The sequence below is a fragment of the Paraburkholderia lacunae genome, assembly GCF_003353175.1.
GTDB lineage: Bacteria > Pseudomonadota > Gammaproteobacteria > Burkholderiales > Burkholderiaceae > Paraburkholderia > Paraburkholderia lacunae.
On record NZ_QHKS01000006.1, the window covers coordinates 250,976 to 272,251 of the forward strand.

Sequence of the window (21,276 nt, forward strand, 5' to 3'; positions counted from 1 at the left end):
CGGCGTCCTGACTTTTGCCGTTCCCGCCATGAAGCTGCTGCTCATCGAAGACAACCCCACGCTGGCGCACTGGCTCGCGAAGATGCTGGAGCAGGAGTCGTTCGCGCTCGACGCCGTGCAGGACGGCGATGCCGCCGACCAGCTTCTGCGCACCAACCACTACGACGTGATCCTGCTCGACCTGAATCTGCCGAAGCTGTCGGGCAAGAACGTGCTGCGGCGGCTGCGGCAGCGCGGCGACGCGACGCCGGTGCTGATCCTGACCGCGAGCGGTTCGATCGACGAAAAAGTGGAATTGCTCGGCGCCGGCGCGGACGACTACCTGGTCAAGCCGTTCGAAGTGCGGGAACTGGTGGCGCGCATCAAGGTGCTGATCCGGCGGCAGACGCCGTCGAAGGCCGGCGAGGTGATGTGCGGCGACCTCGCTTTCGATATCGACACGCGCCAGTTCACGCTGAAAGGCGCGCCGCTGAACGTCACGCCGCGCGAGCGCACGGTGCTCGAAACGCTGATTCTGCGGCTCGGCAAGACGGTGACGAAACCGGCGCTGGCGGACGCGATCTTCACGCTCGCAGACGAGCCGAGCGAAGACGCGATTGAAATCTATATCTCGCGGCTGCGCAAGAAGCTGGATGGCAGTTCGGCGGCGATCGTCACGCTGCGCGGGCTCGGCTATCTGCTGCGCAAGAAAGACGATGACCAATAGCCTGCGCATGCGTTTGCTGTGGTGGCTGCTGGTGCCGCTTGCGTTATACGTGTTCGTCACGGGCAAGGCCGAGTACGACAACGCGCGGCGCACCGCGGATCTGGTGCAGGACAATCAGCTGATTTCGTCGGCGCGTATGATCGCGGGCGAAGTGGAATGGGTGGACGGGTTCCTGCGTGTCGATGTGCCGCCCGCGGCGCTCGAAGTGTTCGTGTCGCCGTACCGCGACCAGGTGTTCTACAGCGTGAGCGTCGACGACGGGCGGCTGCTGGCGGGCACGCCGGATTTCCCGCAGCGTAAGGCGCAGGCACCCGACACGCCCGATCACTACTACGCCGACCTGCATGGCCAGCCTGTGCGCGCCGTCGGCCTGGTTCGGCAAATGTACGATAACGGCGCGACGCGTCACGTGCTCGTGACCGTCGGCAAGACCGTGCGCTCGCGCGATGCGATGGCGCAGCAGCTGTGGCAGCCGCAGCTCGTGCGGCAGATCGAGATGATCGTGCTGGCGGTCGCGCTGGTGTGCATCGGCCTGACCTTCGAGTTGCGTCCTCTGATGAAAGTGAAGGAGGAGGTGGCCGATCGCGATCCGATGCAGTTGGAGCCGATTCGCGTCGAGCGCCTGCACACGGAGTTGCGACCGATCGTCGAGGCGATCAACCAATGTATCGCGCGGCTGGGTGTCCAGGTGGCCGCGCAACGGCGCTTCATCGCCGATGCCGCGCACCAGTTGCGCACGCCGCTTACGCTGCTGGGCACGCAGTTGCAGTTCGCGCGCCAGCAGGACGGCTTGACGCCCGCGCTCGCTGAAGCACTCGCGGCCATGCATCGCAGCAACGGTTCGATGGTCGGGCTGACCAACAAGCTGCTGCTGCTCGCGCAGGCCGAGGCGGCCGACAACACGCAGTTGGCCGTGGAAACGGTGGATTTCGTGCCGCTGGCCATGGAAGTGGTGGAAGACCTGGCGCTGCTCGCACAGGCCCGCGACATCGATCTGGGCGCCGAGCTGAACGGGTCCGCGCCGGTGGCGGGGCACCGCGGCCTGCTGCAGGCGATGATCGCGAATCTGGCGGAGAACGCGATTCGCTACTCCGGCAAGGGCGGCCATGTCACCGTCGCCGTCAGCGCCGACGCGCAAACGGTCACGCTCAGCGTGCTCGACGACGGGCCGGGCATTCCGCCCGAGTCGCGCAGCCGTGTGTTTGAACCGTTCTTCCGGGCGTCGACGGATACCGAAGGGACCGGGCTCGGCCTCGCGATCGTGCGCGAGATCGCGGATGCGCATCACGGCGAAATCACGCTCAAGCCCGGCGAGGGCGGCAAAGGCGTGCACGTAACGGTGTCGTTCCCGCGAGCGGCGGCAGAAGTGCCGCCGCCGCTCTGACGAACACCTCGGCGCGTATCGGGTTCGGCCGGCGTCGGGACAAACCCGCAATTGACGCAGGAAACGAACAACCGAAAGCTTATAGAAGGATTTGCGCCTCTAGAATTTTCGCGGGCGACCGATTAGACGCCCGCCCGGATACGGGACAAAACGGAGACATTCTCAACGAGCCATGTCCTGACGGGCTTCGCGCGCCGTCCGTGCCATGGTTGCGGCGTCGCTCCCACTGTTCCTGGCTGCTTCGGTGCTGAAGGTGCTGAAGGTGCTGAAGGTGCTGAAGGTGCTGAAGGTGCTGAAGGTGCTGACGGTGCTCGCGGGCTTCAATCCTGCGATGAAGGACCGCCATATCGAGGAGTCGAGAGCTTTCACGAGTCAGTTCGTGAAACAGGTCAAACCATCAGATGGATGCCGGGCGCGCCGCGAGGTGCGCCGGCCTCCTGAGACAAGAGGAACGCCGAATCGTGTTTTCAGGCAGTTTGCGCGGACGTTTGCTGTGGTGGCTATTGCTGCCGCTGGCTGCGTTCGTTTCCATTTCCGGCATGATTTCGTTCCGCAACGCGCAGACCACGGCCGATCTGGTGCAGGACAATGCGTTGCTTTCGTCGATGCGGATCATCGGCGAGGACGTCGACTGGGATAACGGCAACATCGTGATTCAGATTCCGCCGGCCGCGCTCGAACTGTTCGAATCGCCCGAGCAGGACAGCGTGTTCTATCGCGTCGAGGCGAGCGGGCATCGTCTGCTGGCGGGTACCCCCGATCTGCCGTTGCCACCTGGCGCCGGCGCCGGCGTCGGCCCCAGGCTCTATGCCACCCATCTCGACGATGGCCGTGCCGTGCGCGCCGCCACTTACGTGCGGCAGCTGTACGACTCGGGGCGTACCGAGGAAGTCGTGGTGGCGGTCGCCAAGACGGAAGGCTCGCGCGACGCGATGGTGTGGCGCCTGCTGCGTCCCCAACTGTTCGGCGAGGTGCTCACGCTGGTGCTCGCGATGGTCTTCGTCTATCTCGGGTTGACCTTCGAACTGCGTCCGCTGATGAAAGTGAAAGACGATGTCGAGGATCGCAATCCATCGCAGCTCGAACCGATTCGCGTGGCGCGGCTTCATGTGGAGCTGCGGCCGATCGTCGAGGCGATCAATCAGTGCATCGCGCGCATGCGCCAGCAGGCCACCGCGCAGCGGCAGTTCATCTCCGATGCCGCGCATCAGCTGCGCACGCCGCTCACGCTGCTCGATGCGCAGATCCAGTTCGCACGGCAGCGCGAGAATCGCGACGCGCGGCTCGCCGAAGCACTGGCCGGCATGCACAAGAGCAGCCGCAAGATGACGACGCTGACCAACAAGCTGCTGCTGCTCGCTCAGGCGGAGTCCGCTGCGCCGTCGAAAGAACACGAACGCGTCGATCTGAGCGCATTGATCGCGGGCGTGCTCGAAGAACTGATTGCATTCGCCCAGTCGCGTGAAATCGATCTGGGCGCGGAGCTGGAAGACGGTTTGCAAGTTACCGGAGACGAGGCGCTGACCGCGGCGCTGGTGACCAATCTCGTCGATAACGCGCTGCGCTATACGCAAGCGGGCGGCCGCGTCACGGTGCAGACGCAGCGCAGCAACGACATGGCGATCGTGCGGGTCGTCGACAACGGGCCGGGTATCAAGGCCGAGGCGAGGGCGCGCGTGTTCGAGCGCTTCTATCGCGCATCGAACCACGCGGACGGAACCGGCCTCGGTTTGCCGATCGTGCGCGAGATCGCCCATCGGCAGGGCGGCACCGTCACACTCGGGCCGGGAGAAGACGGTGTCGGCCTCGTCGCGACCGTCGAGATGCGCTTGTGGGCAGCCGCGGTCCGAAACGCGGCAAGGGGAGACATATGAAACTGCTGCTTGTCGAAGACGACGCAGACCTGGCGCGCTGGGTCATCAACCTGATGCAGGTCGAAAATTTCGCGCTGGACTGGGCGCAGGACGGCGAGAGTGCGGAGACGCTGCTCGGATCGCAATGCTACGACGCGGTGCTGCTCGATATGCGCCTGCCGGGCATCGGCGGCAAGGATGTGCTCGCGCGTTTGCGCCGCAAGCGCGACAACGTGCCGGTGCTGATGCTGACCGCCAACGGCTCGACCGACGACAAGGTCGCCTGCTTCTCGGCCGGCGCAGACGACTACGTCGTCAAGCCCTTCGACGCACGCGAACTGGTGGCGCGCATCAAGGCGCTGATCCGCCGTCAGGCGGCGGGCGACAAGGGCCAGTCGATCGACTGCGGCGATCTGCGCTATCTGTTCGACACACGCGAATTCCTGCTGCAAAACGAGCTGTTGCCGCTGCGCCGGCGCGAACACGCGATCCTCGAAGCGCTGATTCTCAAGCAGGGCAAGACCGTCTCGAAGACCACGCTGATGGACAGCGTCTTCAATCTCGACGACGAACCGAGCGCCGATGCGATCGACATCTACATTCACCGTCTGCGCAAGCATCTCGCGAGTTCGAACGCGAAGATCATGACCTTGCGCGGACTGGGCTACATCCTGCGCGAAGAAGAGCCTCGCGAAGCGTTTGCCGGGGCGCTGTAGCCGCCGCTGTAGCCGTATTCCGTCATGCTGCCCCGTTCATTCGGTCGCGCCGCCCGGAGCGGCGCTACTCATTCGGCTTGTACAGCATCACCTCGCAGCCAGGCGTGGCGTCGTTGAAACGGATCGACATGCCGTGCATGCCGGCCACCGCCAGCGCCAGACTCAGGCCGAGCCCACTGCCCGGCGTATGGCGGCTTGCCTCGCCGCGATAGAAGCGCCGTAGCACGGCTTGCTGTTCGGCGGGGGCGATGCCCGGCCCGTCGTCGGATACGCTGACGCCCGCGCCCGTGCGGTCGCGAAACACCGTGAGCCGTACCTTGCCGCCATGCGGCGCGAACTTGATGGCGTTCTCCACCAGATTCGCCAGCGCTTCGAAGAGCAGACTCGGGTCGCCCTGAATTTCCAGCGGACCGGCGCTAGTCCGCTGCACGTCGAAGGCGATCTGCTTGTCTTCGGCGGTCGGCTCGTACAACTCGAACACGTCATCGGCGACGGCTGCCAGATCGACATTCGTAAAACCCTCACGGCGCACGCCGCTCTCGATTTCCGAAATACGCAGCAGCGCGTTGAAGGTGCGCAGCAGGCCGGTGGTCTCGACAATGGTGTCGTCGATCGCCGCGCGATACTCCGCTTCGGTTTTGGCGCGCCGCTGCGCGCGTTCGAGCGCGCCGAGCATCCGCGTGAGCGGTGTGCGCAGATCGTGCGCAATCGCATCGCACACGCCTTTGACTTCGTGCATCAGCCGCTCGATCTCATCGAGCATGCCGTTCACGACGCCGACGAGACGATCGACGTCGTCGCGTTTCGAATGCACGGGTAAACGCCTGCTGAGATTGCCGGCGACGATCTCTTCGATCGACGCGGTCACCGCATCGAGCCGCCGCATCGCCGAGATGCCGATCAGGCTCGCGCCGATCAGGCCGATCGCCAACGTCAGCATGGCCGTGGACAGCAGCGCGTGCAGCAGTTCTTCGTCGAAGTGATCGAGCTCGCGAGTGTTCTGGCATAGCAAGGCGACGCGGCCGTCGGACAGCCGCGCGGCGATGCATCGTCCGGGCGGGTGGCCCGGTAGATTCGCGAGGCGCATCGAAAACGGCTTGTCGAAAGCGGGAATCGATGGCTGCTCGCCCGGATAGCCGCCCGCAAGATGTTTGCCGCTGCTGTCGAACAGCGCGAACGGGCGCTGGTGGCGCGGGTCGAACAGGCCTTGATGCTGGAATCGCGCGACCAGTTCGTTCGGGTCTTCGCGTATCAGCTCCACGTGTTCCCGAACCAGCCAGTCGTCGATGCGTTCCTGTTCGAAGCCGGTGATCTCGCGGTAGAGATAGCCGAACAGCAAAATGGCGATCACGCCGAACAACACCAGAAACAGCGTGGCGAGGCGAAAACCGGTGGTGCGGTGCAGTTCAGTCAGGCGCATGCAGCATGTACCCCGAACCGCGCACGGTATCGATCATCGGCGCCGACCCGTCCGGGTCCAGCTTTTTCCTCAGACGGCTGATGTGCACGTCGATCACATTGGTCCGCTCGTCGAGCCGGTAATCCCACACCGCTTCGAACAGCATGGTGCGGCTCACCACCTGGCCTTCGTGCTGCATCAGATATTCGAGCAAGCGGTATTCACGCGGCAGCAGCGGCACCGGACGGCCGCCGCAGGTGACTTCGCGTTTGAGCGGGTCGAGCCGCAAGGGCCCGACCTGGTACTCCTGCACACCCGGCGCCGCTTCGCGCCGGCGCATCAGCGCGTCGAGCCGCGCGGTCAGTTCGATGAATTCGAACGGCTTGGTCAGATAATCGTCGCCGCCGGCACGCAAACCGCGCACGCGTTCATCGACCGCGGACAGCGCGCTGAGAATCAACACCGGCGTGAGCACGCCGGCGCTGCGCAACGCCGCCAGCATGCCGAGCCCTTCGAGGCCGCCTGGCAACATGCGATCGAGCACGATAGCGTCGTATGTGTTGGCGACCGCGAGCATCAGGCCGTCGCGGCCCGTGCTCGCGGCTTGCACCGTGCAGCCATGATCGGTGAGGGCCTCGACGATTTCGGCGAGGGTTTGCTCGTCGTCCTCGACGACCAGTACATTCGACATGCCTATATCCAGTCAATGAGCCGCTCGATGAGCGGCTCAATCAGACAGCTCAGTTAGTCAACGCGGTTAGTCAACCCAATCAGCCAACGCAATCAACGCGCGGCGCACCGCGGCCGGCCGTTTTACACTATGCCCATACGCGCGATCTCCGCAGTATGCCGCGCGAAGCTGCACAGGCGTTTCGCGCCAACATGAAAAAATTTTAATGTAAGCCCGCTTGCGGATGCGAATCCTTCTGATCGAAGACGATATGCGCGCCAGCCAGTTCCTGGCGCGAGGCTTGAGCGAGAGCGGTCTCATTGTCGACACGGTGGCCGACGGTGCGACCGGGCTCGCCTATGCGCGCGAGGGCATTTACGACGTGATTGTGACCGATCGGCGCTTGCCCGCGCTCGACGGCATCGCGCTCGTGCAACAACTGCGCGCCGGCGGCGACACGACGCCGGTGCTGATGCTGTCGGCGCTCGGCGGGCTGAACGAACGTGTCGAGGGGATACGCGCGGGTTGCGACGACTATCTGTTGAAACCCTACGCGTTCGTCGAAGTGCTGGCGAGAATCGAAGCGCTTGCACGGCGCGCGGATCGCAGCAGGATGAGCGAGCGGCTCGAGTGCGCGGATCTGGTGCTCGACACGCGGGCGCGGAGCGCTAGCCGCGCGGGCCGCGATCTGCGCCTGCAGCATCGCGAGTTCCTGTTGCTCGAATGCCTCGCGCGCCGCGAGGGGCAGGTCGTGACGCGCAGCATGCTGCTCGAGGCAGCGTGGAATTACGATTTCGAGCCGCGAGGCAACATCATCGATATGCATATGCATCGCCTGCGGATGAAAGTGGATCGCGACTTTCCGGTGGCGCTGATTCACACCGTGGTCGGCGCGGGCTATGTGCTCAATCCCGCGCCCTGAATGCCGTCAACGGTCGCGCACAGGCCGTTGCTCGAGCCGTTCCACAAGCATGCTGCGCCGCATTAAATTTTTTTAATCATTGGGCGAAAGCGCCGACAGAACCCACTGGCTAATCTGGCGAGATTCTTTGTTGCCTGAGGCCTTTCCATGTCAGGGCTGTTCCGTCCGGCGCCGTTTTCTCCCGTCGTCAGTCCTCATGCGCGGAGTTCCTGCGCCATGCGCGCTGCCGTGTGCACGCTGGCTGCCGCGGTTCTGGCCGGCTGCTCGCTCGCGCCTGTCTATCAGCGGCCCAGTACGCCGCTGGCGCAAACCTTCGACGGCGCGGCAGGGGCCTCGCTGACCGATACGGTGCCGGTCAGAAGCGGCTGGTGGCGCGAGTATCACGACCCCGCGCTCGACGCGCTGGTCGAGCGCAGCCTGCGCAACAACTTCACGCTGGCGTCGGCCGTCGCGAGCGTCGAACAGGCGCGCGGCAATGCCGAGAAAGCCGGCGCGCCGCAGTATCCTTCGCTGTCGGTCGGGGGGACGTTTACTCGCAGTCACCAGGGCCGCGGCTCGACCACCAAAAACCAAAGCCTCTTCGCCGAAGCCAGCTACGAAATCGATTTCTGGGGCTTGAATGCCGCCAACGCCAATGCCGCCGACCTGCTCGCACGCGCGTCCGAATTCGATCGCGATACGGTTGCGCTGACGCTGACTGCCTCGGTTGCGGACACGTATTTTCAGGTGCAGAGTCTGCGCCGCCGTCTCGCGATCGCACGGACCATTTCCGACGACGCAGCACGCATTCTGCAATTGTTGCTCGCGCAACAAGCCGCCGGCGTCGCGACCGAATTGCAAGTGCAGCAGCAACGCAATGCGCTCGCCACCTTCCAGGCCGCGGTGCCGGCGCTGCAGCAGCAACTCGACACCAGCGTGCATGCGCTCGCTGTGCTGGTGGGCACGGCGCCCGAACAATTCACGGTCAGCGAAACCGCGCTCGCCGACGTCGTCATTCCGCAGCCGCGCGCGAATCTGCCCGCGAGTCTGCTCGAAACGCGCCCCGACGTCCGTTCCAAGGAAGCGCAGTTGCAAGCGGCCAATCAGAGCGTCGGCGCGGCGCGCGCGGCGTTTCTGCCGAACCTCGTGCTGACCGCCGACGGCGGCCTCAGCAGCAAGTCGCTGTCGCACTTCCTGTCGAGCCCGTTCGCCAGCATCGCCGCTTCGCTGGCGGCGCCGATCTTCGACGGCGGCGCGCTGCGCGGCCAACTGCATGCGAGTCAGGCGGCGCAGACGAAGAGCGTGGCGGATTACCGGCAGGCCGTGGTGAGCGCGCTGCAGGACGTCGAGGATTCGCTGTCGGCGGCGCAGCAGCAGCAACTCGCGGAGGCCGCCGACCAGAACGCCGCCGACGCCGCCCGCAAGGCCGCCACGCTCGCGCAAACCCAGTACACGCTCGGCACCGTCGATTTTCTGACCGTACTCGACGCCCAACGCACGCTGTACCAGTCCGAAGACACGCTGGTGCAGGCGCGGCTCGCGCGCCTGCAAGCGTCGGTCAGTCTGTTTCGCGCATTCGGCGGCGGCTTCGGCATCACCGGCGATAGCGACGCCAGTCCCGCTTCCTCTTCTACGCCTTCCCGCTCATGAAACCTGCTGACCTTCCGAACCATGAGGCGCCGCGTGCGCGCAGAAACCGCGCGCCGTTGATCGCGGCGGTGGCCGTTCTCGTCGTGATTCTCGTGGCGTGGTTCTGGCCGAGGCACCCGGCTGTCAAATCGGTGCAGGCCGTGCCGGTCAACGCCGGCCACGCGGCGAAGCGCGACTTTCCGATCCGCGTCGCGGCGGTGGGCACGGTTCTGGCGCTCAATACCGTGGACGTCAAGGTGCGCGTCGACGGCCAGTTGCAGCGCATCGCCTTCACCGAAGGGCAGGATGTGAAAGCCGGACAACTGCTCGCGCAACTCGATCAGGGACCGCTGAGCGCCCAGCTGCACCAGGCGGAAGCGGCGCAGCGCAAGGACCAGGCGTCGCTCGACAACGCGCGGCTCGATTTCGCGCGTTATTCGAAGCTGGTCGGCATCGGCGCGGCGACCACCCAGGCGGTCGACACGGCGAGGTCGCAAGTGGAAGCACTCGCCGCGACCGTCGCCGCGGATGCTGCGCTGGTGCAGAGCGAGCGCCTGCAACTCAGCTTCACGACGCTATGCGCGCCGTTCACCGGCCGCGTCGGCGCGCGCGAAGCCGACATCGGCGCGATCGTGCATCCGGCCGACACGACCGGCATCGTCACGGTCACGCAAATGGAGCCGATCACCGTGCAGTTCTCGGTGCCTCAGGACGTGCTGCCCGACCTGCTCGCCAATCAGGCGAAAGCGCCGCTCGCGGTGAACGTCACCACGCGTTCCGGCAGTACGCCGCTTGCGGAGGGCACGCTCGTGTTCATCGACAGCACGGTGGATGCGACAACCGGCCAGATCAGGCTCAAGGCCTCGTTCACCAACAAGGACCGCACGCTCTGGCCGGGCGAACTGGTGAACGCGCGCGTGCTGATGCGTACCGATTCGCAGCGTCTCGCGGTGCCGAGCCGCGCCGTGGTGAATACGCAGAACGGCACGCAACTGTATGTGATCGACGCGAACGGCACGGCGCGGATGCGGCCGGTGCAAACCGGCGTCGCGGTCGACGGCATGACGGAGATACGCAGCGGCATTGCCCCGGCGGATCTGATCGTGTTCGACGGACAAAGCCGGCTGAACCCGGGCGTGCAGGTGGCGGCGACCATGGTGGCGACGGTGGCCGAAGCGCCGCAGGCCAACGCCAACACCAACACCAACACCAACACCAACACCAACACCAACACCAACACCAACACCAACACCAACACCAACACCAACACCAACACCAACACCAACACCAACACCAACACCAACACCAACACCAACGCCAACACCAACGCAGCGGACAACCAGGCTAACCAGGACCATCCGTCATGAGTTTCATGGAGTTGTTCATCAAGCGGCGCGTCGCGACCAGTTTTCTGGCGATCGCGGTGCTGCTGGTCGGCGCGGTAGCGTATTTTCTGCTGCCCGTCGCGCCCTTGCCGCAAGTCGACTTTCCGACCATCCAGATCGTTGCGAAGTTGCCCGGCGCAAGTGCGGAAACGATGGCGACTTCGGTGGCGACGCCATTGGAGCGGCAACTTTCGCTGATTTCCGGCGTGACGCAGATGACGTCGTCGAGCTCGCTCGGCACCACGAACATTGCCGTGCAGTTCGACCTGTCGCGCGACATCAACGGCGCGGCACAGGACGTGCAGACCGCGATCAACGCTGCCGGCGGTAATCTGCCGAAGAATCTGCCGAACCCGCCGACCTATCAGAAGGTCAACCCGGCCGACTTCACGTTGCTGTCGCTGGCGCTGACGTCGCCTTCGCTGACGCTCACGCAGCTCGACAGCTACGCCGAAGATTATCTGGCGCAACAGATCTCGCAGATGCCCGGCGTCGGCCTCGTCGATTTCCACGGCCAGCAGCGGCCCGCGGTGCGCATCCAGCTCGATCCGGACAAGCTCACCGCGCGCGGCTTGACGCTGGAAGACGTGCGCTCGATCGTGAGCGTGCAAACAGTGAATGCGCCGAAGGGCAGTCTGAACGGCCCGGACCGCTCGGTCATCTTCAATGCGACCGACCAGATCACGAGCGCCTCGGAGTATCGCGATCTGGTGGTGGCGTACAAGAACGGCGCGCCGATTCGCGTGTCCGATCTCGGCACGGTTCTGAACGCCGCCGAAGACAACCAGCAGGCCGCGTGGCTGCAACACGAGCGCGCGATCATTCTCGACATTCACAAGCAACCCGGCTTCAACGTCGTGCAGACCATCGCCAACATCAAGGCGACGCTGCCGGCGCTCGAAGCGACGCTGCCCGCGGCCGCGCATCTGCACGTTGTGGGCGATCGAACGCAGACCATCGACGCGTCGGTGCACGACGTGCAGTTCACGCTGATGCTGACGATCGCCTTGGTCGTGATGGTCATTTTCTCGTTCCTGCGCAACCTGTGGGCGACGGTGATTCCGAGCCTGACGATTCCGCTTTCGTTGGTGGCCACGTTCGGCGTGATGTATCTGCTTGGCTATAGCCTCGACAATCTGTCGCTGATGGGTCTGACGATCGCGGTGGGCTTCGTGGTGGACGATGCGATCGTCGTGATCGAAAACGTGATGCGGCATATCGAAGAGGGTGTGCCCAGAATGAAAGCCGCCCTGCTCGGCGCAATGGAAGTGCGCTTCACCATCGTTTCGATGACGATCTCGCTGATCGCCGTCTTCATTCCGATCCTGCTGATGGGCGGCATTGTCGGCCGTCTGTTCCGCGAATTCGCGGTGACGGTGAGCGTGGCGATCGTGATGTCGGCGCTGGTATCGCTGACCGTGACGCCGATGCTGTGCGGCTGGCTGATCCGTTTGCCCGAGCCGGATGACGCAAGCCCGATGCGCAAGTTGGAAGCGTGGCTCGAAGCGGGCTTTACCGCGGTGGAGCGGCGCTACGAGCGTGGCCTCGATTGGGTGCTGAGTCATCAGAAGCTGATGCTGGCGGTGACGGTCGCCACGATTGCGGCCACCGGCGCGTTGTTCGTCGTGATCCCGAAGGGCTTCTTTCCGCAGGAAGACTCCGGCTTGATCATGGGCGTCGCCCAGGCCGCGCCGGACATCTCGCCTCGCTCGATGTCGGTCAAGATGCAGCAACTGGGCAATCTGATCGAAGCCGATCCGGCTGTCGATAACGTCTACTACTGGATGGGCCCGAATCCGACCGTGAGCCAGGGGCGCGTCATGATCAACCTGAAGCCGTTCAATCAGCGCAAGGACAGCGCGGCGCAGGTGCTCAATCGCCTGAAGCCGGAACTGGCGAAGATCATGGGCATTTCACTGTCGATGCAGGTGCGGCAGGACATTCAGGTGGGCGGCCGGATCAGCGCCGCGCAGTATCAGTACACGTTGCAGGACCCCGACATCGGCGAACTGAACCGATGGGCCGGCGTGCTGACCGACCGGCTGTCGAAGCTGCCGCAACTCGCCGAAGTCACTTCCGACCAGCAAGCCGCCGCCACCAGCGCGACGCTCGTGATCGACCGCAGCACGGCTTCGCGTTTCGGCATCACCGCGCAGGCGATCGACGACACGCTTTACGATGCGTTTGGCCAGCGGCAGATCGCGACGCTCTTCACGCAACTGAATCAGTACCATGTCGTCGAGGAAGTCAGCCCGGCTTTTCAGTTGACTATGGATGCGCTCGCGCACCTCTACGTGCGCTCGCCGTTGACCAACGAACTGGTGCCGCTCGACACGCTGGCGAAACTCGAGAACAACGTGTCGCCGATTTCGGTGAATCATCAGGGGCTGTTCCCGTCCGTGACGATCTCGTTCAATCTCGCGGCGGGGCAGTCGCTCGGTAACGCGGTGACGGCGATTCACCAGGCCGAGGTTGCGGCTGGCAAGCCCGATAGTCTGGCGGGCTCGTTTCAGGGTACCGCGCAGGCGTTCCAGGCATCGCTCGCGAGCGAGCCGTATCTGATCGCCGCGGCGCTCGTGGTGGTCTATCTGATACTCGGCATCCTGTACGAGAGCGCGATTCATCCGCTCACCATTATCTCGACGCTGCCTTCAGCGGGCGTGGGCGCTCTGCTTGCGTTGATGCTGTGCGGTCAGGATCTCTCGATCATGGGGATGATCGGCATCATCCTGCTGATCGGCATTGTGAAGAAGAACGCGATCATGATGATCGACTTCGCGCTCGTGGCGGAACGGGAGCAGGGCCTGTCGCCGCGCGAAGCGATCCGGCAGGCCTGCGTGCTGCGCTTCCGGCCGATTATGATGACCACGCTTGCGGCTCTGTTCGGCGCGTTGCCGCTCGCGCTCGGGCATGGTGCGGGCGCCGAGTTGCGCGTGCCGCTCGGGATTGCGATTGTCGGCGGCCTGATCGTTTCGCAGATGCTGACGCTGTTCACGACGCCGGTGGTGCATTTGTGGTTCGACCGTCTGTCGCATTGGCTGGAGAAGCAGCGCTCGAGCGGCAGTGTGGTCGAAACGGAATCCGTGGGTTGAGCGCTCACCATTGGACCAATGAATCGGACCAATGAAGCAGATCAATGGCGGGACTGGCTCACACTAAAAGTATGTACGTGGTTGTTATCCAGTTTCGCAAGGCGTGGACAGTCAGCGTAGCTAGAAATGGATGGCCATTCCGTTTGCTCTCGATCACAAAGACCGTCGATAGGACGACCCCGCCCAGGAACGCCGTCGCCATGTATGGAATGCTGTAGTCGTGAGCCAGACCGAACACCGCCGAGGAGACAAGAATAGCAACGCTTGCTCGACAACGGAGCTTCTGAAGTATGCGGAGACAGGCCCACTGATGAAATGCCGTTTCGAGCAACGGCGCAAGCACGCATCCGAACAGAATCATCCGAAAGACGTCTTGCTTGCCCCAGCCGGGCCCGCCGATAGGAGATTCGGGACTGACCAGAACGGAAATGACGGACGGTAGCGTTGCAACATAAGTTAGCAATAGCGCGAGTGGAATGAGTTTCACTGTCGGCAATCCGAAAAGCATCACTTTCAGATTGCTATAGCAAGAACCAACTAAAGTTGGAAATTTGATCATCGAGATACGCCCTCCGGAAAAGTAATCTTGACCATGCCATTCAGTCCAGCGCCCCCTCCGCATTGACACTCGCAGAGACGCTTCGGTATCCAGACCTTGGCGTGGCTTGCACAGGGCTCCATTGTCTCGGTGGCTTCATACAAGGCTGTTGCCGGCCTTGCATGCACCGATAGACTACGGACGACGGAACGCCCGGTTTCCTCCCGCTAACCTCAGCGGTGAAACAACGAATCAAGCGACATTCACGTCGCACTTGCAGATAGTAACCGGGCGCAAGGTGAATCTCGACGGGTGATATACCGGTGTGCTTACTAATGGAGCTTTGATCGGCTCGCACGATCGGCAGCGACGAATCGGTGAAACGACGGCGTCTCCACTGTCAATTTTTGTGAAATTTTGATGCACGGCGCGCTTTCAACCGGCCGATTTGCAGTTTTCGTCTGATGATTTGATATTCTTGCTGCCCGGATAGGGCGATCTCTCTGCCTCAGAATCAAGCGAAGCGCTCAATAAGGGGAGGGGTGGCCACGCGTGCCGTCCGGAGAACTTGAGAACAAGGAAATGAACGATGACGATGCAGCCGCGCGCGTTCGGCGGCCTGTCGCCTCAGCCGATTTTTGAGGCCATCCATCGCGGCCTGTTGCAGCGGGACCGGTTACTGAAGCTCGACACGCCGCTCGGGGCCAACGCCCTGATTCCGCTGCGCGCGATTGGGGAGGCCAGGCTCGGCCGCGACTATACATGGACGATCGACGCCGCGTCGACGCGTGACGATCTGAATCTCGATGCGTTGATGGCGCAGCCGGTCACGTTGTGGTTGCAGTTGCCGCGCGGGACATTCGACTTCGATTCCGAGTATCGTCCGATCCACGGCTACGTCCACAAGGTGCAACGCCTCGGGGCCGATGGAGGGCTCACGACGTATCAAATTGGGTTCTCGTCGGCATTGCACTTTCTGCGCCACCGCCGCGACGAACACTACTGGCTCGATCGCGACGCGACGGCCATTCTGTCCGACGTGTTCAACCGCTACCCGCAGCTTCAGGGCGCGTTCCAGTTCAAGCTGAGCCGGCCGCTCGCCGTGCGTTCGTATTGCCGGCAGAGCGAGACGGATTGGAATTTCGCTGAACGGCTGATGGAGGATGAAGGGCTTTACGGCTACTGGGCGCACGCCGATAACGAGCAGAAAACGACCTACGTCATTGTCGATCGCGTCAGCACGTTGCCCGACGCGAAGCCGATCGGTTTCTATCGCGGCGACGTCGGCGATGAAGTCGACCGGTTCACGCAGTGGACGGCGCTGCGCCAGTTGAACAGCGTAGCCGTCGCATCGCGCTCGGGCGACTACAAACGGCCGACCAGCCCGTTCGAAGTGCAAAGCACGGTCCAGACGACCAGCTACACGGAACAGGTGAACTGGCGGACCGAGGAAGAGAAGAAAATCCCGTACCCGCAACTGGAGCATTACAGCGCCGGCGCGTACCGCTATCCCGACTCGGATCGCGGCGGGAGTTGGGCGCAGATTCGCGCCGAGGAATACGAGTCGCGATCGCGGCGATTCTTCGGCGTCGGCGGTTCGCGCTGGATCGACATTGGCGGACGCTTCGTGCTGGACGATCACCCGGCGCACACCGAGACGGATGCACGACAGCGGGAATTCGTGGCCGTCGCGGTGCGCTGGACGATCCAGAACAACGTCCCGATTGTGCAGCCGGGGGCGCACCTCCCGTACAGCCTGCAAGCGGACGTCGAGCGTGTCCGCTCTTCAACCGGCTCGGCGTTGGCGATCGCCTCGCACCCGCAGGACGGCTCGGTCGGTGTCTACGTGGTCGAGGTCGAGGCGCAGCGGACCGACGTCGAGTATCGCAGCCCGTTTGACCATCCCAAGCCCGTCATGACGGTCGAGATGGCGACGGTGGTAACGCCGAACGGCGAGGAGATCTGGACCGATGCGCTGAACCGGGTCAAGGTGCGATTCCACTGGGATCGGCAAAGCCCGGCCGAAGCGTTCAATACGTCGCCCGCGCTGCTGATCGCGCAGTCCGACACGGGCGAGCGATACGGCGGCGTCCACGTCCCGCGCAGGGGCGAGACCATCTACATCGATTTCGTCGGCGGTGATTGCGACCGGCCCTATGTCGTGTCTCGCGCACCTGGCGGGGCAACGCCGCCGATGTGGCATTCGCACGGGTTGTTCTCAGGCTTTCAGTCGCGTGAATACGGCGGTGGCGGTGGCTACAACGAGGTCCAGCTCGACGATGCGACCGGGCAGACCCGTGCGCGGCTCCTGAGTACGACGGGCAGCGACTATAGTCACCTGACGCTTGGCTATGCGATCGTTCAGCAGGGCAACACGCGCGGCCGGTTTCTCGGGCTGGGATATACCTTGCATGCCGATCGCTACGGCGCGATCCGGGCGAACCGCGGCCTCTATGTGGGTACATACGAGGCGCGACACGACGGCGACCAGCTCGACGTCGACGAGGCGCGCGAGCAGCTGAAAGACGCGGCCGACGTGATGGCGGCGCAGTCGTCACTCGCCGAGCAGCATCGCGCGGCCAGCCTGAAGGACGGACACGCTGCCCTGACGCATTTTACGGACGCGACGCAGCAGTCGTCAGCGCCTGAGACGAAGGGCGGCCGGACGGCGGGCGGTGGGACGGGTAGCGCGAACACGTTCAGGGCCCCGCTGATGCTGCTCGGCAGTGCGGCCGGGATCGGGTTGTCGACGCCGCAATCGATTCAGGTCGCTGCTGACCAGCACGTGAATGTCGTGGCGGGCAAGGGCGCTTTCGTGGCGACCGGCAAGTCGCTTGCGATGAGCGTTGGGGAAGCGGCCAGTCTGTTCGCGCAAGAAGGCGTGAAGATGTTCTCGAAGGGGCCGGTGCAGATCGAGTCCCACGGCGACAACATCGGGCTCATCGCCCAGAAAATCCTCCAGATCCTGTCGACGACAGGACGTATCGAGATCGCGGCCGATCAGGAAATCCTGATCACCTGCGGGGAAGCCTATATTCGCATCGCGAAGGGCAACATCGAGATCCACGCGCCCGGCAAGATCGACGTGAAGGGCAGCCTGCATAGCTTCAATGGGCCGGCCAGCATGCCGTTCCAGATGCCGACCTTGCCGGACGCGGTGTGCGTGCCGTGCATGATGAAGCGCGCGGCAGGGCGCTCGCCCTTCGTGACGACGGGGGCGTGATGGATACGCAGCTCGCGTTTGCCGAAGTTGAGCCGTTGGGCGCGCACCTCTATGCGCTCGTCGACCCGGTGCAGAACGCCGCGCTTCCCGGCGCCTTATCCGCTCGACCGGACCATATCGTTTGCCTGATGGACGGCGGGTCGGATGTGCAGGCCGTGTCTCCCCACCTTGTCTACATCCCCCCAGGTAACTTTGACTCGGTGCGTGTGTGGCTCGATCAGCATGCGCCGGCTGCGCCGTGCGCATCCTTGCTGGCGTCGCCCCTGCCGCTCGTGGCGCTGGCCGGTCACCTGAAGCAATTCCTTCGGGTGCACCTGCCGGACGGCGAGCTGATCGTGCTGGCGTTTTGGGACCCGGCGATTCTTGCGACGTTGATCGGCTCGCGCGATGACGAAACGCTGTTTGTGAAAGGACCGGTGCTGACCGACGCGCAGCGTCAGGCGTTTCTTGCGCCAGTGCTGCGCTGGTCGTATTGGGATCGCGGCGGCGTGCTGCGTCAGGTCGACTGGACCCAGGAGCGGATGCCGGCATCCGCCGCGCCGCTTCGGCCGCCGCTCAAGCTGGAACAGGTGCAGGTCGATGCGTTGATTGATGCGAGTGTGCCGGACGGGTTGCTCCAGCATATCGGCGAGCATGCGCCGGATGCGCTGGCCGATGTGCCTGAGCACGAGCGCTACGGGTTTGTCTGCCGCCAGATTGAGCGCGCGCGGCAGCTCGGCATCGAGGGAACGGGCGCATGGATGGATTACTGCACTCACGTCCTGATGCGGGGTGATTTCTTCGATTCGCACTGATTGACGAGTTGATCTGACTAATGAAGGTGAGAATTTGGTGGAGGGAAATGTGAATTTTTGTCGATGTGCAGTTCGGTGTGTGTTTTTGATTTGCTTGGCTATGTCCGGGTTACTTTGCTTTTCCTCTGAATCATTTGCGACATCTTCACACGTTGCAAAGGATGATGAACAAGAAACTGTGCTGGTTACAACGGTTAATAACTCGCATCACTACATAGCCAACATTCAAATGGATGGAGATGGGATTGGCATTGGAGTGTATCCGGGATATGTTGAGGTTCCGATGTGCTGTGTCTCAGCAAAAAAAGATTGGAGTCGCCCGGTTCGCATTTATTTTCAGTGGGAAGCGGAGTTTTCTCAGGATAAAGGAGGCATGCTTTTTAAGCCGGATAGTGAGGATATGATAGTTGCTAATTTCCAGGAAAATAAACTAGATGTTTTGAAAAAATTAAAGGAAGAGAAAATTAAGCCGGTGATTTGTGTGATATTTCGCGATGTCGACAAAGTTGACCTTGATTTTGGGCGAAGCAGTGAGGATTGCGAGAAAAGGAGTAAATAGTTGTCTCATTTGTATGTGACGCGCGTTGCTTATTAGGGTGCCTTCGATCATGTTTGCAAAAGTTCTAAGAAATATGTTGATCTCGACAGTCGCAGCGTTCGCGCTGACTGCATGTGCCGACAATAAGGCTCCTGACGATCCGCTTGCTGGTTCGGGGCCGGCGCTGGCAATGGTACCTGTCAACCATACCGATCGCTATGCAGTGAACGTCTTTGTCGAGAAATACTGGGCGGGGGATGTAAGTAGGCAAGGCGGTGGCGGTAGCTCGGCATGCTGTTTTCCGGGCGTGAAGGACTGGAGCAAGCCTGTTACTGTGACATGGGAATGGGGATACGAGGAAGACCCGAAGACCAAAGCTGTAACGCTACCTGACGAAAAGCACAGTGTGCAAGTTCGCTTCCCGCCGGAGGGGCCGCATCAGGACCCGGATTGGCATAAGACCGACGCATATCTTTGCGTCATTCTTCGAGATCGCAATACTGCGGCCTTGGCATTCTCGCCGAGCGGATCAGGGTGCTTGAGCAAATAATATCTTTCCGACAGGAACTATCGTGACGGTACGCCAAGCTGTTTTGCCTATCACTAACGAAGAACTTAAGCAGGTGGCGATTGACGGGGGGCTGGACGTTGCGCGCAATCAATATCCAACCGATAAGTCCGATATGGTTGCATGCCGCCTCTACCCAAAGCTGTCGTTCTTCTTCGATGGCACGAATAACAATATGGATCGAGATATTCCGCTCAAAAAGCACTCGAATGTCGCAAAATTGTTCCGTGCGGCAAAGGACTCCATCGCGGTGGATGCGGTTCGCGTATATCTGCCCGGCGTCGGCACTCCCTTCAGATTTGTCAAAGTGGTCGGCTATACAGACCATTTGAAGGATGATGAAGGCGGAACTATCGGATTGGGATTTGGTGCGGGCGGTGATCTGCGAATCGAGTTTGCACTGGCGGAATTTTCACGTCGACTGGAAGTGGATTGGGGTGCCGGTTCATGGAAGCATATGCGGGAGATTACGATCGCGATTTTCGGATTCTCCCGGGGTGCGACACAAGCTCGGGTGTTCGCGCGTCGATTCGTGGAGCAGAAGTGTTTGAAAGACAGTGGCAAGCTGTATTGGCAAGCTCCGAACGGCATGCGTGTACGAATGCGCATCAATTTCATGGGGCTATTCGATACTGTCGCGTCGGTCGGCGGCCCCGCGCTGAATATGAGCTGGGCTTCCGAACTGGCTATTCCTGCCGAGGTCGAGCGTTGCGTGCATTTCGTTGCGGCGCATGAAGTGCGTCGAGCGTTTCCACTCGATTCGGTTCGCGTCGATAAGACCTATCCGGGCAATTGTGAAGAAGTGGTGTATCCCGGCGTGCATTCCGACGTTGGCGGAGGCTACGGGCCGGAGGAACAGGGGCGCAGTCAGGATCTTTCGGCAATTCCGCTTCGGCACATGATGGCTGAGGCTTTACGGGCGGGTGTGCCGTTAACGTCGCCGAGTCAAATGGAGCCGCGTCTCAGGAGGGATTTCGAACTGGTCGACGATGCGCCTATCGTGAAGCTTTATAGCGAATACATGGCGGCACTGTCGCCCGCCAGTGGCGACACACTCGAAGAGCTAATCCAGCCGCATCGCCACCTGAACTTCCGCTGGCGAAGCATCCTCGCTCGACACCATGCGGACGAGCGCGTGTTGGGTCATTTGTATGCAAAGGTCGGCGAGTCGTTTTGCCGAGCCGTACCGGCCGGTACGGACGCGGACCATCCGGCCTGTCAGCCGAACGAGTGGATGTATGACGTGCCGAAGGATCCGCAAGAGCAGGCAAACCAGCTTTTGCGCGAGCAGCGGCGGCTAGAGCGGCATATCGAGTTCCTGCGCAACCCGATCGAACGCCGCCCAGGCCCGAATAGCTACCCGCCAACGCCGCGCGAACTGACACCTTACGAGAAAATGATCCTGTCGGCGTGGGACGAGCCGGAGCCGCCTTTGTTGGTCGTCGATCGCTTACTGGCCGAGTACGTTCACGATTCCGTTGCCGCTTTTACGTCGTGGCCCTGCGCGCTGTGGGACCAGCGCGGAATCTATTGCGACGACAAGTGTTATCTCGCTGAAAACGACCCAGTCAGACAAAACGACGTGGTGGTCGCGTAATGGAGATGGCGGGGCACAAACGTTTCACCGTGGCCACTGATATCCAGGTCTACTTCTGCGATCCTCAGCATCCATGGCAGCGCGGATCAAACGAAAATACGAACGGCCTGTTAAGACAGTAGTTCCCTAAAGGGACCGACCTGTCAGTGTATTCACAGGCCAAACTCAACGCCGTGGCGAGACGATTGAATGAGCGTCCGAGAAAGACCCTGGACTACGAAACGCCAGCCGAGCGATTCCAGCAAACTATTGCATCCACCGGTTGAATCCGCCGTTTTTGGCG

The 21,276-nt window shown here is 62.4% G+C and carries 17 protein-coding genes and 1 pseudogene; 14 read left to right on the forward strand and 4 right to left on the reverse strand.

All coding sequences use genetic code 11. The annotated features are described in order from the left end of the window. The first annotated feature begins 28 nt into the window (after positions 1 to 28). Both DLM46_RS11345 and DLM46_RS11350 read left to right on the forward strand, forming a co-directional pair. Positions 29 to 706 (forward strand): response regulator, encoded by a 678-nt coding sequence (locus tag DLM46_RS11345; RefSeq protein ID WP_115100851.1) that lies wholly within the window; start codon positions 29 to 31, stop codon positions 704 to 706. After that, complete coding sequence (locus DLM46_RS11350) at positions 696 to 2,090, forward strand: sensor histidine kinase (RefSeq protein WP_115100852.1); 1,395 nt, start codon at positions 696 to 698, stop codon at positions 2,088 to 2,090. Before DLM46_RS11345 ends, DLM46_RS11350 begins: the two co-directional genes overlap by 11 nt. Positions 2,091 to 2,252: 162 nt before the next feature. On the opposite strand, the gene DLM46_RS39370 is transcribed toward DLM46_RS11350, so the two are convergent. Then, a complete protein-coding gene (locus tag DLM46_RS39370; RefSeq protein ID WP_165847953.1) occupies positions 2,253 to 2,459 on the reverse strand; it encodes a hypothetical protein in 207 nt (68 codons plus the stop codon). 92 nt (positions 2,460 to 2,551) lie between these two features. Between DLM46_RS39370 and DLM46_RS11360 the strand changes: the two genes are divergently transcribed. Further along, a complete protein-coding gene (locus DLM46_RS11360; protein ID WP_115100853.1) occupies positions 2,552 to 3,964 on the forward strand; it encodes a sensor histidine kinase in 1,413 nt (470 codons plus the stop codon). Then, positions 3,961 to 4,659: a response regulator transcription factor gene (locus DLM46_RS11365; protein ID WP_115100854.1), complete on the forward strand. Its 699-nt coding sequence runs from the start codon at positions 3,961 to 3,963 to the stop codon at positions 4,657 to 4,659. The genes DLM46_RS11360 and DLM46_RS11365 overlap by 4 nt, the downstream gene beginning before the upstream one ends. Before the next feature lie 64 nt (positions 4,660 to 4,723). Here DLM46_RS11365 and DLM46_RS11370 read toward each other — a convergent pair whose 3' ends face one another. Both DLM46_RS11370 and DLM46_RS11375 read right to left on the reverse strand, forming a co-directional pair. Next, the gene (locus DLM46_RS11370; protein ID WP_115100855.1) at positions 4,724 to 6,079 is read right to left on the reverse strand and encodes a sensor histidine kinase; all 1,356 of its coding nucleotides are present in this window, start codon (positions 6,077 to 6,079) and stop codon (positions 4,724 to 4,726) included. Next, positions 6,066 to 6,749, reverse strand: a complete 684-nt coding sequence (locus DLM46_RS11375) for a response regulator transcription factor (protein ID WP_115100856.1) — start codon at positions 6,747 to 6,749, stop codon at positions 6,066 to 6,068. The genes DLM46_RS11370 and DLM46_RS11375 overlap by 14 nt, the downstream gene beginning before the upstream one ends. A gap of 223 nt (positions 6,750 to 6,972) precedes the next feature. Here DLM46_RS11375 and DLM46_RS11380 point away from each other — a divergent pair, with 223 nt between their 5' ends. From DLM46_RS11380 to DLM46_RS11395, 4 genes are all read left to right on the forward strand, one after another. Continuing rightward, positions 6,973 to 7,650, forward strand: coding sequence for a response regulator transcription factor (locus DLM46_RS11380; protein WP_115100857.1), 678 nt, complete (start codon positions 6,973 to 6,975; stop codon positions 7,648 to 7,650). A 216-nt stretch (positions 7,651 to 7,866) separates the two neighbouring features. Then, positions 7,867 to 9,279 (forward strand): efflux transporter outer membrane subunit, encoded by a 1,413-nt coding sequence (locus tag DLM46_RS11385; RefSeq protein ID WP_165847955.1) that lies wholly within the window; start codon positions 7,867 to 7,869, stop codon positions 9,277 to 9,279. Beyond that, the gene (locus tag DLM46_RS39830) at positions 9,276 to 10,625 is read left to right on the forward strand and encodes an efflux RND transporter periplasmic adaptor subunit (protein WP_115100859.1); all 1,350 of its coding nucleotides are present in this window, start codon (positions 9,276 to 9,278) and stop codon (positions 10,623 to 10,625) included. Before DLM46_RS11385 ends, DLM46_RS39830 begins: the two co-directional genes overlap by 4 nt. Further along, a complete protein-coding gene (locus DLM46_RS11395) occupies positions 10,622 to 13,735 on the forward strand; it encodes an efflux RND transporter permease subunit (protein ID WP_115100860.1) in 3,114 nt (1,037 codons plus the stop codon). Before DLM46_RS39830 ends, DLM46_RS11395 begins: the two co-directional genes overlap by 4 nt. A 58-nt stretch (positions 13,736 to 13,793) precedes the next feature. Here the strand turns inward: DLM46_RS11395 and DLM46_RS11400 are convergent, their stop codons facing one another. Beyond that, positions 13,794 to 14,294, reverse strand: coding sequence for a CPBP family intramembrane glutamic endopeptidase (locus tag DLM46_RS11400; RefSeq protein WP_165847956.1), 501 nt, complete (start codon positions 14,292 to 14,294; stop codon positions 13,794 to 13,796). 568 nt (positions 14,295 to 14,862) lie between these two features. On the opposite strand from DLM46_RS11400, the gene DLM46_RS11405 reads away from it, so the two are divergent. From DLM46_RS11405 to DLM46_RS11430, 6 genes and pseudogenes are all read left to right on the forward strand, one after another. After that, positions 14,863 to 17,496, forward strand: a complete 2,634-nt coding sequence (locus tag DLM46_RS11405) for a type VI secretion system Vgr family protein (RefSeq protein ID WP_244306084.1) — start codon at positions 14,863 to 14,865, stop codon at positions 17,494 to 17,496. After that, the gene (locus DLM46_RS11410; RefSeq protein WP_115100862.1) at positions 17,496 to 18,290 is read left to right on the forward strand and encodes a DUF4123 domain-containing protein; all 795 of its coding nucleotides are present in this window, start codon (positions 17,496 to 17,498) and stop codon (positions 18,288 to 18,290) included. Before DLM46_RS11405 ends, DLM46_RS11410 begins: the two co-directional genes overlap by 1 nt. Positions 18,291 to 18,390: 100 nt before the next feature. Next, positions 18,391 to 18,849: a hypothetical protein gene (locus DLM46_RS11415; RefSeq protein ID WP_133300327.1), complete on the forward strand. Its 459-nt coding sequence runs from the start codon at positions 18,391 to 18,393 to the stop codon at positions 18,847 to 18,849. A 49-nt stretch (positions 18,850 to 18,898) separates the two neighbouring features. Beyond that, a complete protein-coding gene (locus DLM46_RS11420; protein ID WP_165847957.1) occupies positions 18,899 to 19,378 on the forward strand; it encodes a DUF3304 domain-containing protein in 480 nt (159 codons plus the stop codon). A gap of 22 nt (positions 19,379 to 19,400) precedes the next feature. Next, positions 19,401 to 20,993, forward strand: coding sequence for a T6SS phospholipase effector Tle1-like catalytic domain-containing protein (locus tag DLM46_RS11425; RefSeq protein WP_115100864.1), 1,593 nt, complete (start codon positions 19,401 to 19,403; stop codon positions 20,991 to 20,993). Continuing rightward, a pseudogene (locus DLM46_RS11430) lies at positions 20,987 to 21,259 on the forward strand (IS30 family transposase); the annotation flags it as partial. The gene DLM46_RS11425 and the pseudogene DLM46_RS11430, both read left to right, overlap by 7 nt. Positions 21,260 to 21,276: the final 17 nt, after the last annotated feature.

Excerpts from the sequence above, each read along its gene's own strand:
- DLM46_RS11345 (WP_115100851.1), top strand. The coding sequence starts at position 29 with ATGAAGCTGCTGCTCATCGAAGACAACCCCACGCTGGCGCACTGGCTC.
- DLM46_RS11350 (WP_115100852.1), top strand. The coding sequence starts at position 696 with ATGACCAATAGCCTGCGCATGCGTTTGCTGTGGTGGCTGCTGGTGCCG.
- DLM46_RS11365 (WP_115100854.1), top strand. The coding sequence starts at position 3,961 with ATGAAACTGCTGCTTGTCGAAGACGACGCAGACCTGGCGCGCTGGGTC.
- DLM46_RS11370 (WP_115100855.1), bottom strand. The coding sequence starts at position 6,079 with ATGCGCCTGACTGAACTGCACCGCACCACCGGTTTTCGCCTCGCCACG.
- DLM46_RS11375 (WP_115100856.1), bottom strand. The coding sequence starts at position 6,749 with ATGTCGAATGTACTGGTCGTCGAGGACGACGAGCAAACCCTCGCCGAA.
- DLM46_RS11380 (WP_115100857.1), top strand. The coding sequence starts at position 6,973 with ATGCGAATCCTTCTGATCGAAGACGATATGCGCGCCAGCCAGTTCCTG.
- DLM46_RS11385 (WP_165847955.1), top strand. The coding sequence starts at position 7,867 with ATGCGCGCTGCCGTGTGCACGCTGGCTGCCGCGGTTCTGGCCGGCTGC.
- DLM46_RS39830 (WP_115100859.1), top strand. The coding sequence starts at position 9,276 with ATGAAACCTGCTGACCTTCCGAACCATGAGGCGCCGCGTGCGCGCAGA.
- DLM46_RS11395 (WP_115100860.1), top strand. The coding sequence starts at position 10,622 with ATGAGTTTCATGGAGTTGTTCATCAAGCGGCGCGTCGCGACCAGTTTT.
- DLM46_RS11400 (WP_165847956.1), bottom strand. The coding sequence starts at position 14,294 with ATGATCAAATTTCCAACTTTAGTTGGTTCTTGCTATAGCAATCTGAAA.
- DLM46_RS11405 (WP_244306084.1), top strand. The coding sequence starts at position 14,863 with ATGACGATGCAGCCGCGCGCGTTCGGCGGCCTGTCGCCTCAGCCGATT.
- DLM46_RS11410 (WP_115100862.1), top strand. The coding sequence starts at position 17,496 with ATGGATACGCAGCTCGCGTTTGCCGAAGTTGAGCCGTTGGGCGCGCAC.
- DLM46_RS11415 (WP_133300327.1), top strand. The coding sequence starts at position 18,391 with ATGTCCGGGTTACTTTGCTTTTCCTCTGAATCATTTGCGACATCTTCA.
- DLM46_RS11420 (WP_165847957.1), top strand. The coding sequence starts at position 18,899 with ATGTTTGCAAAAGTTCTAAGAAATATGTTGATCTCGACAGTCGCAGCG.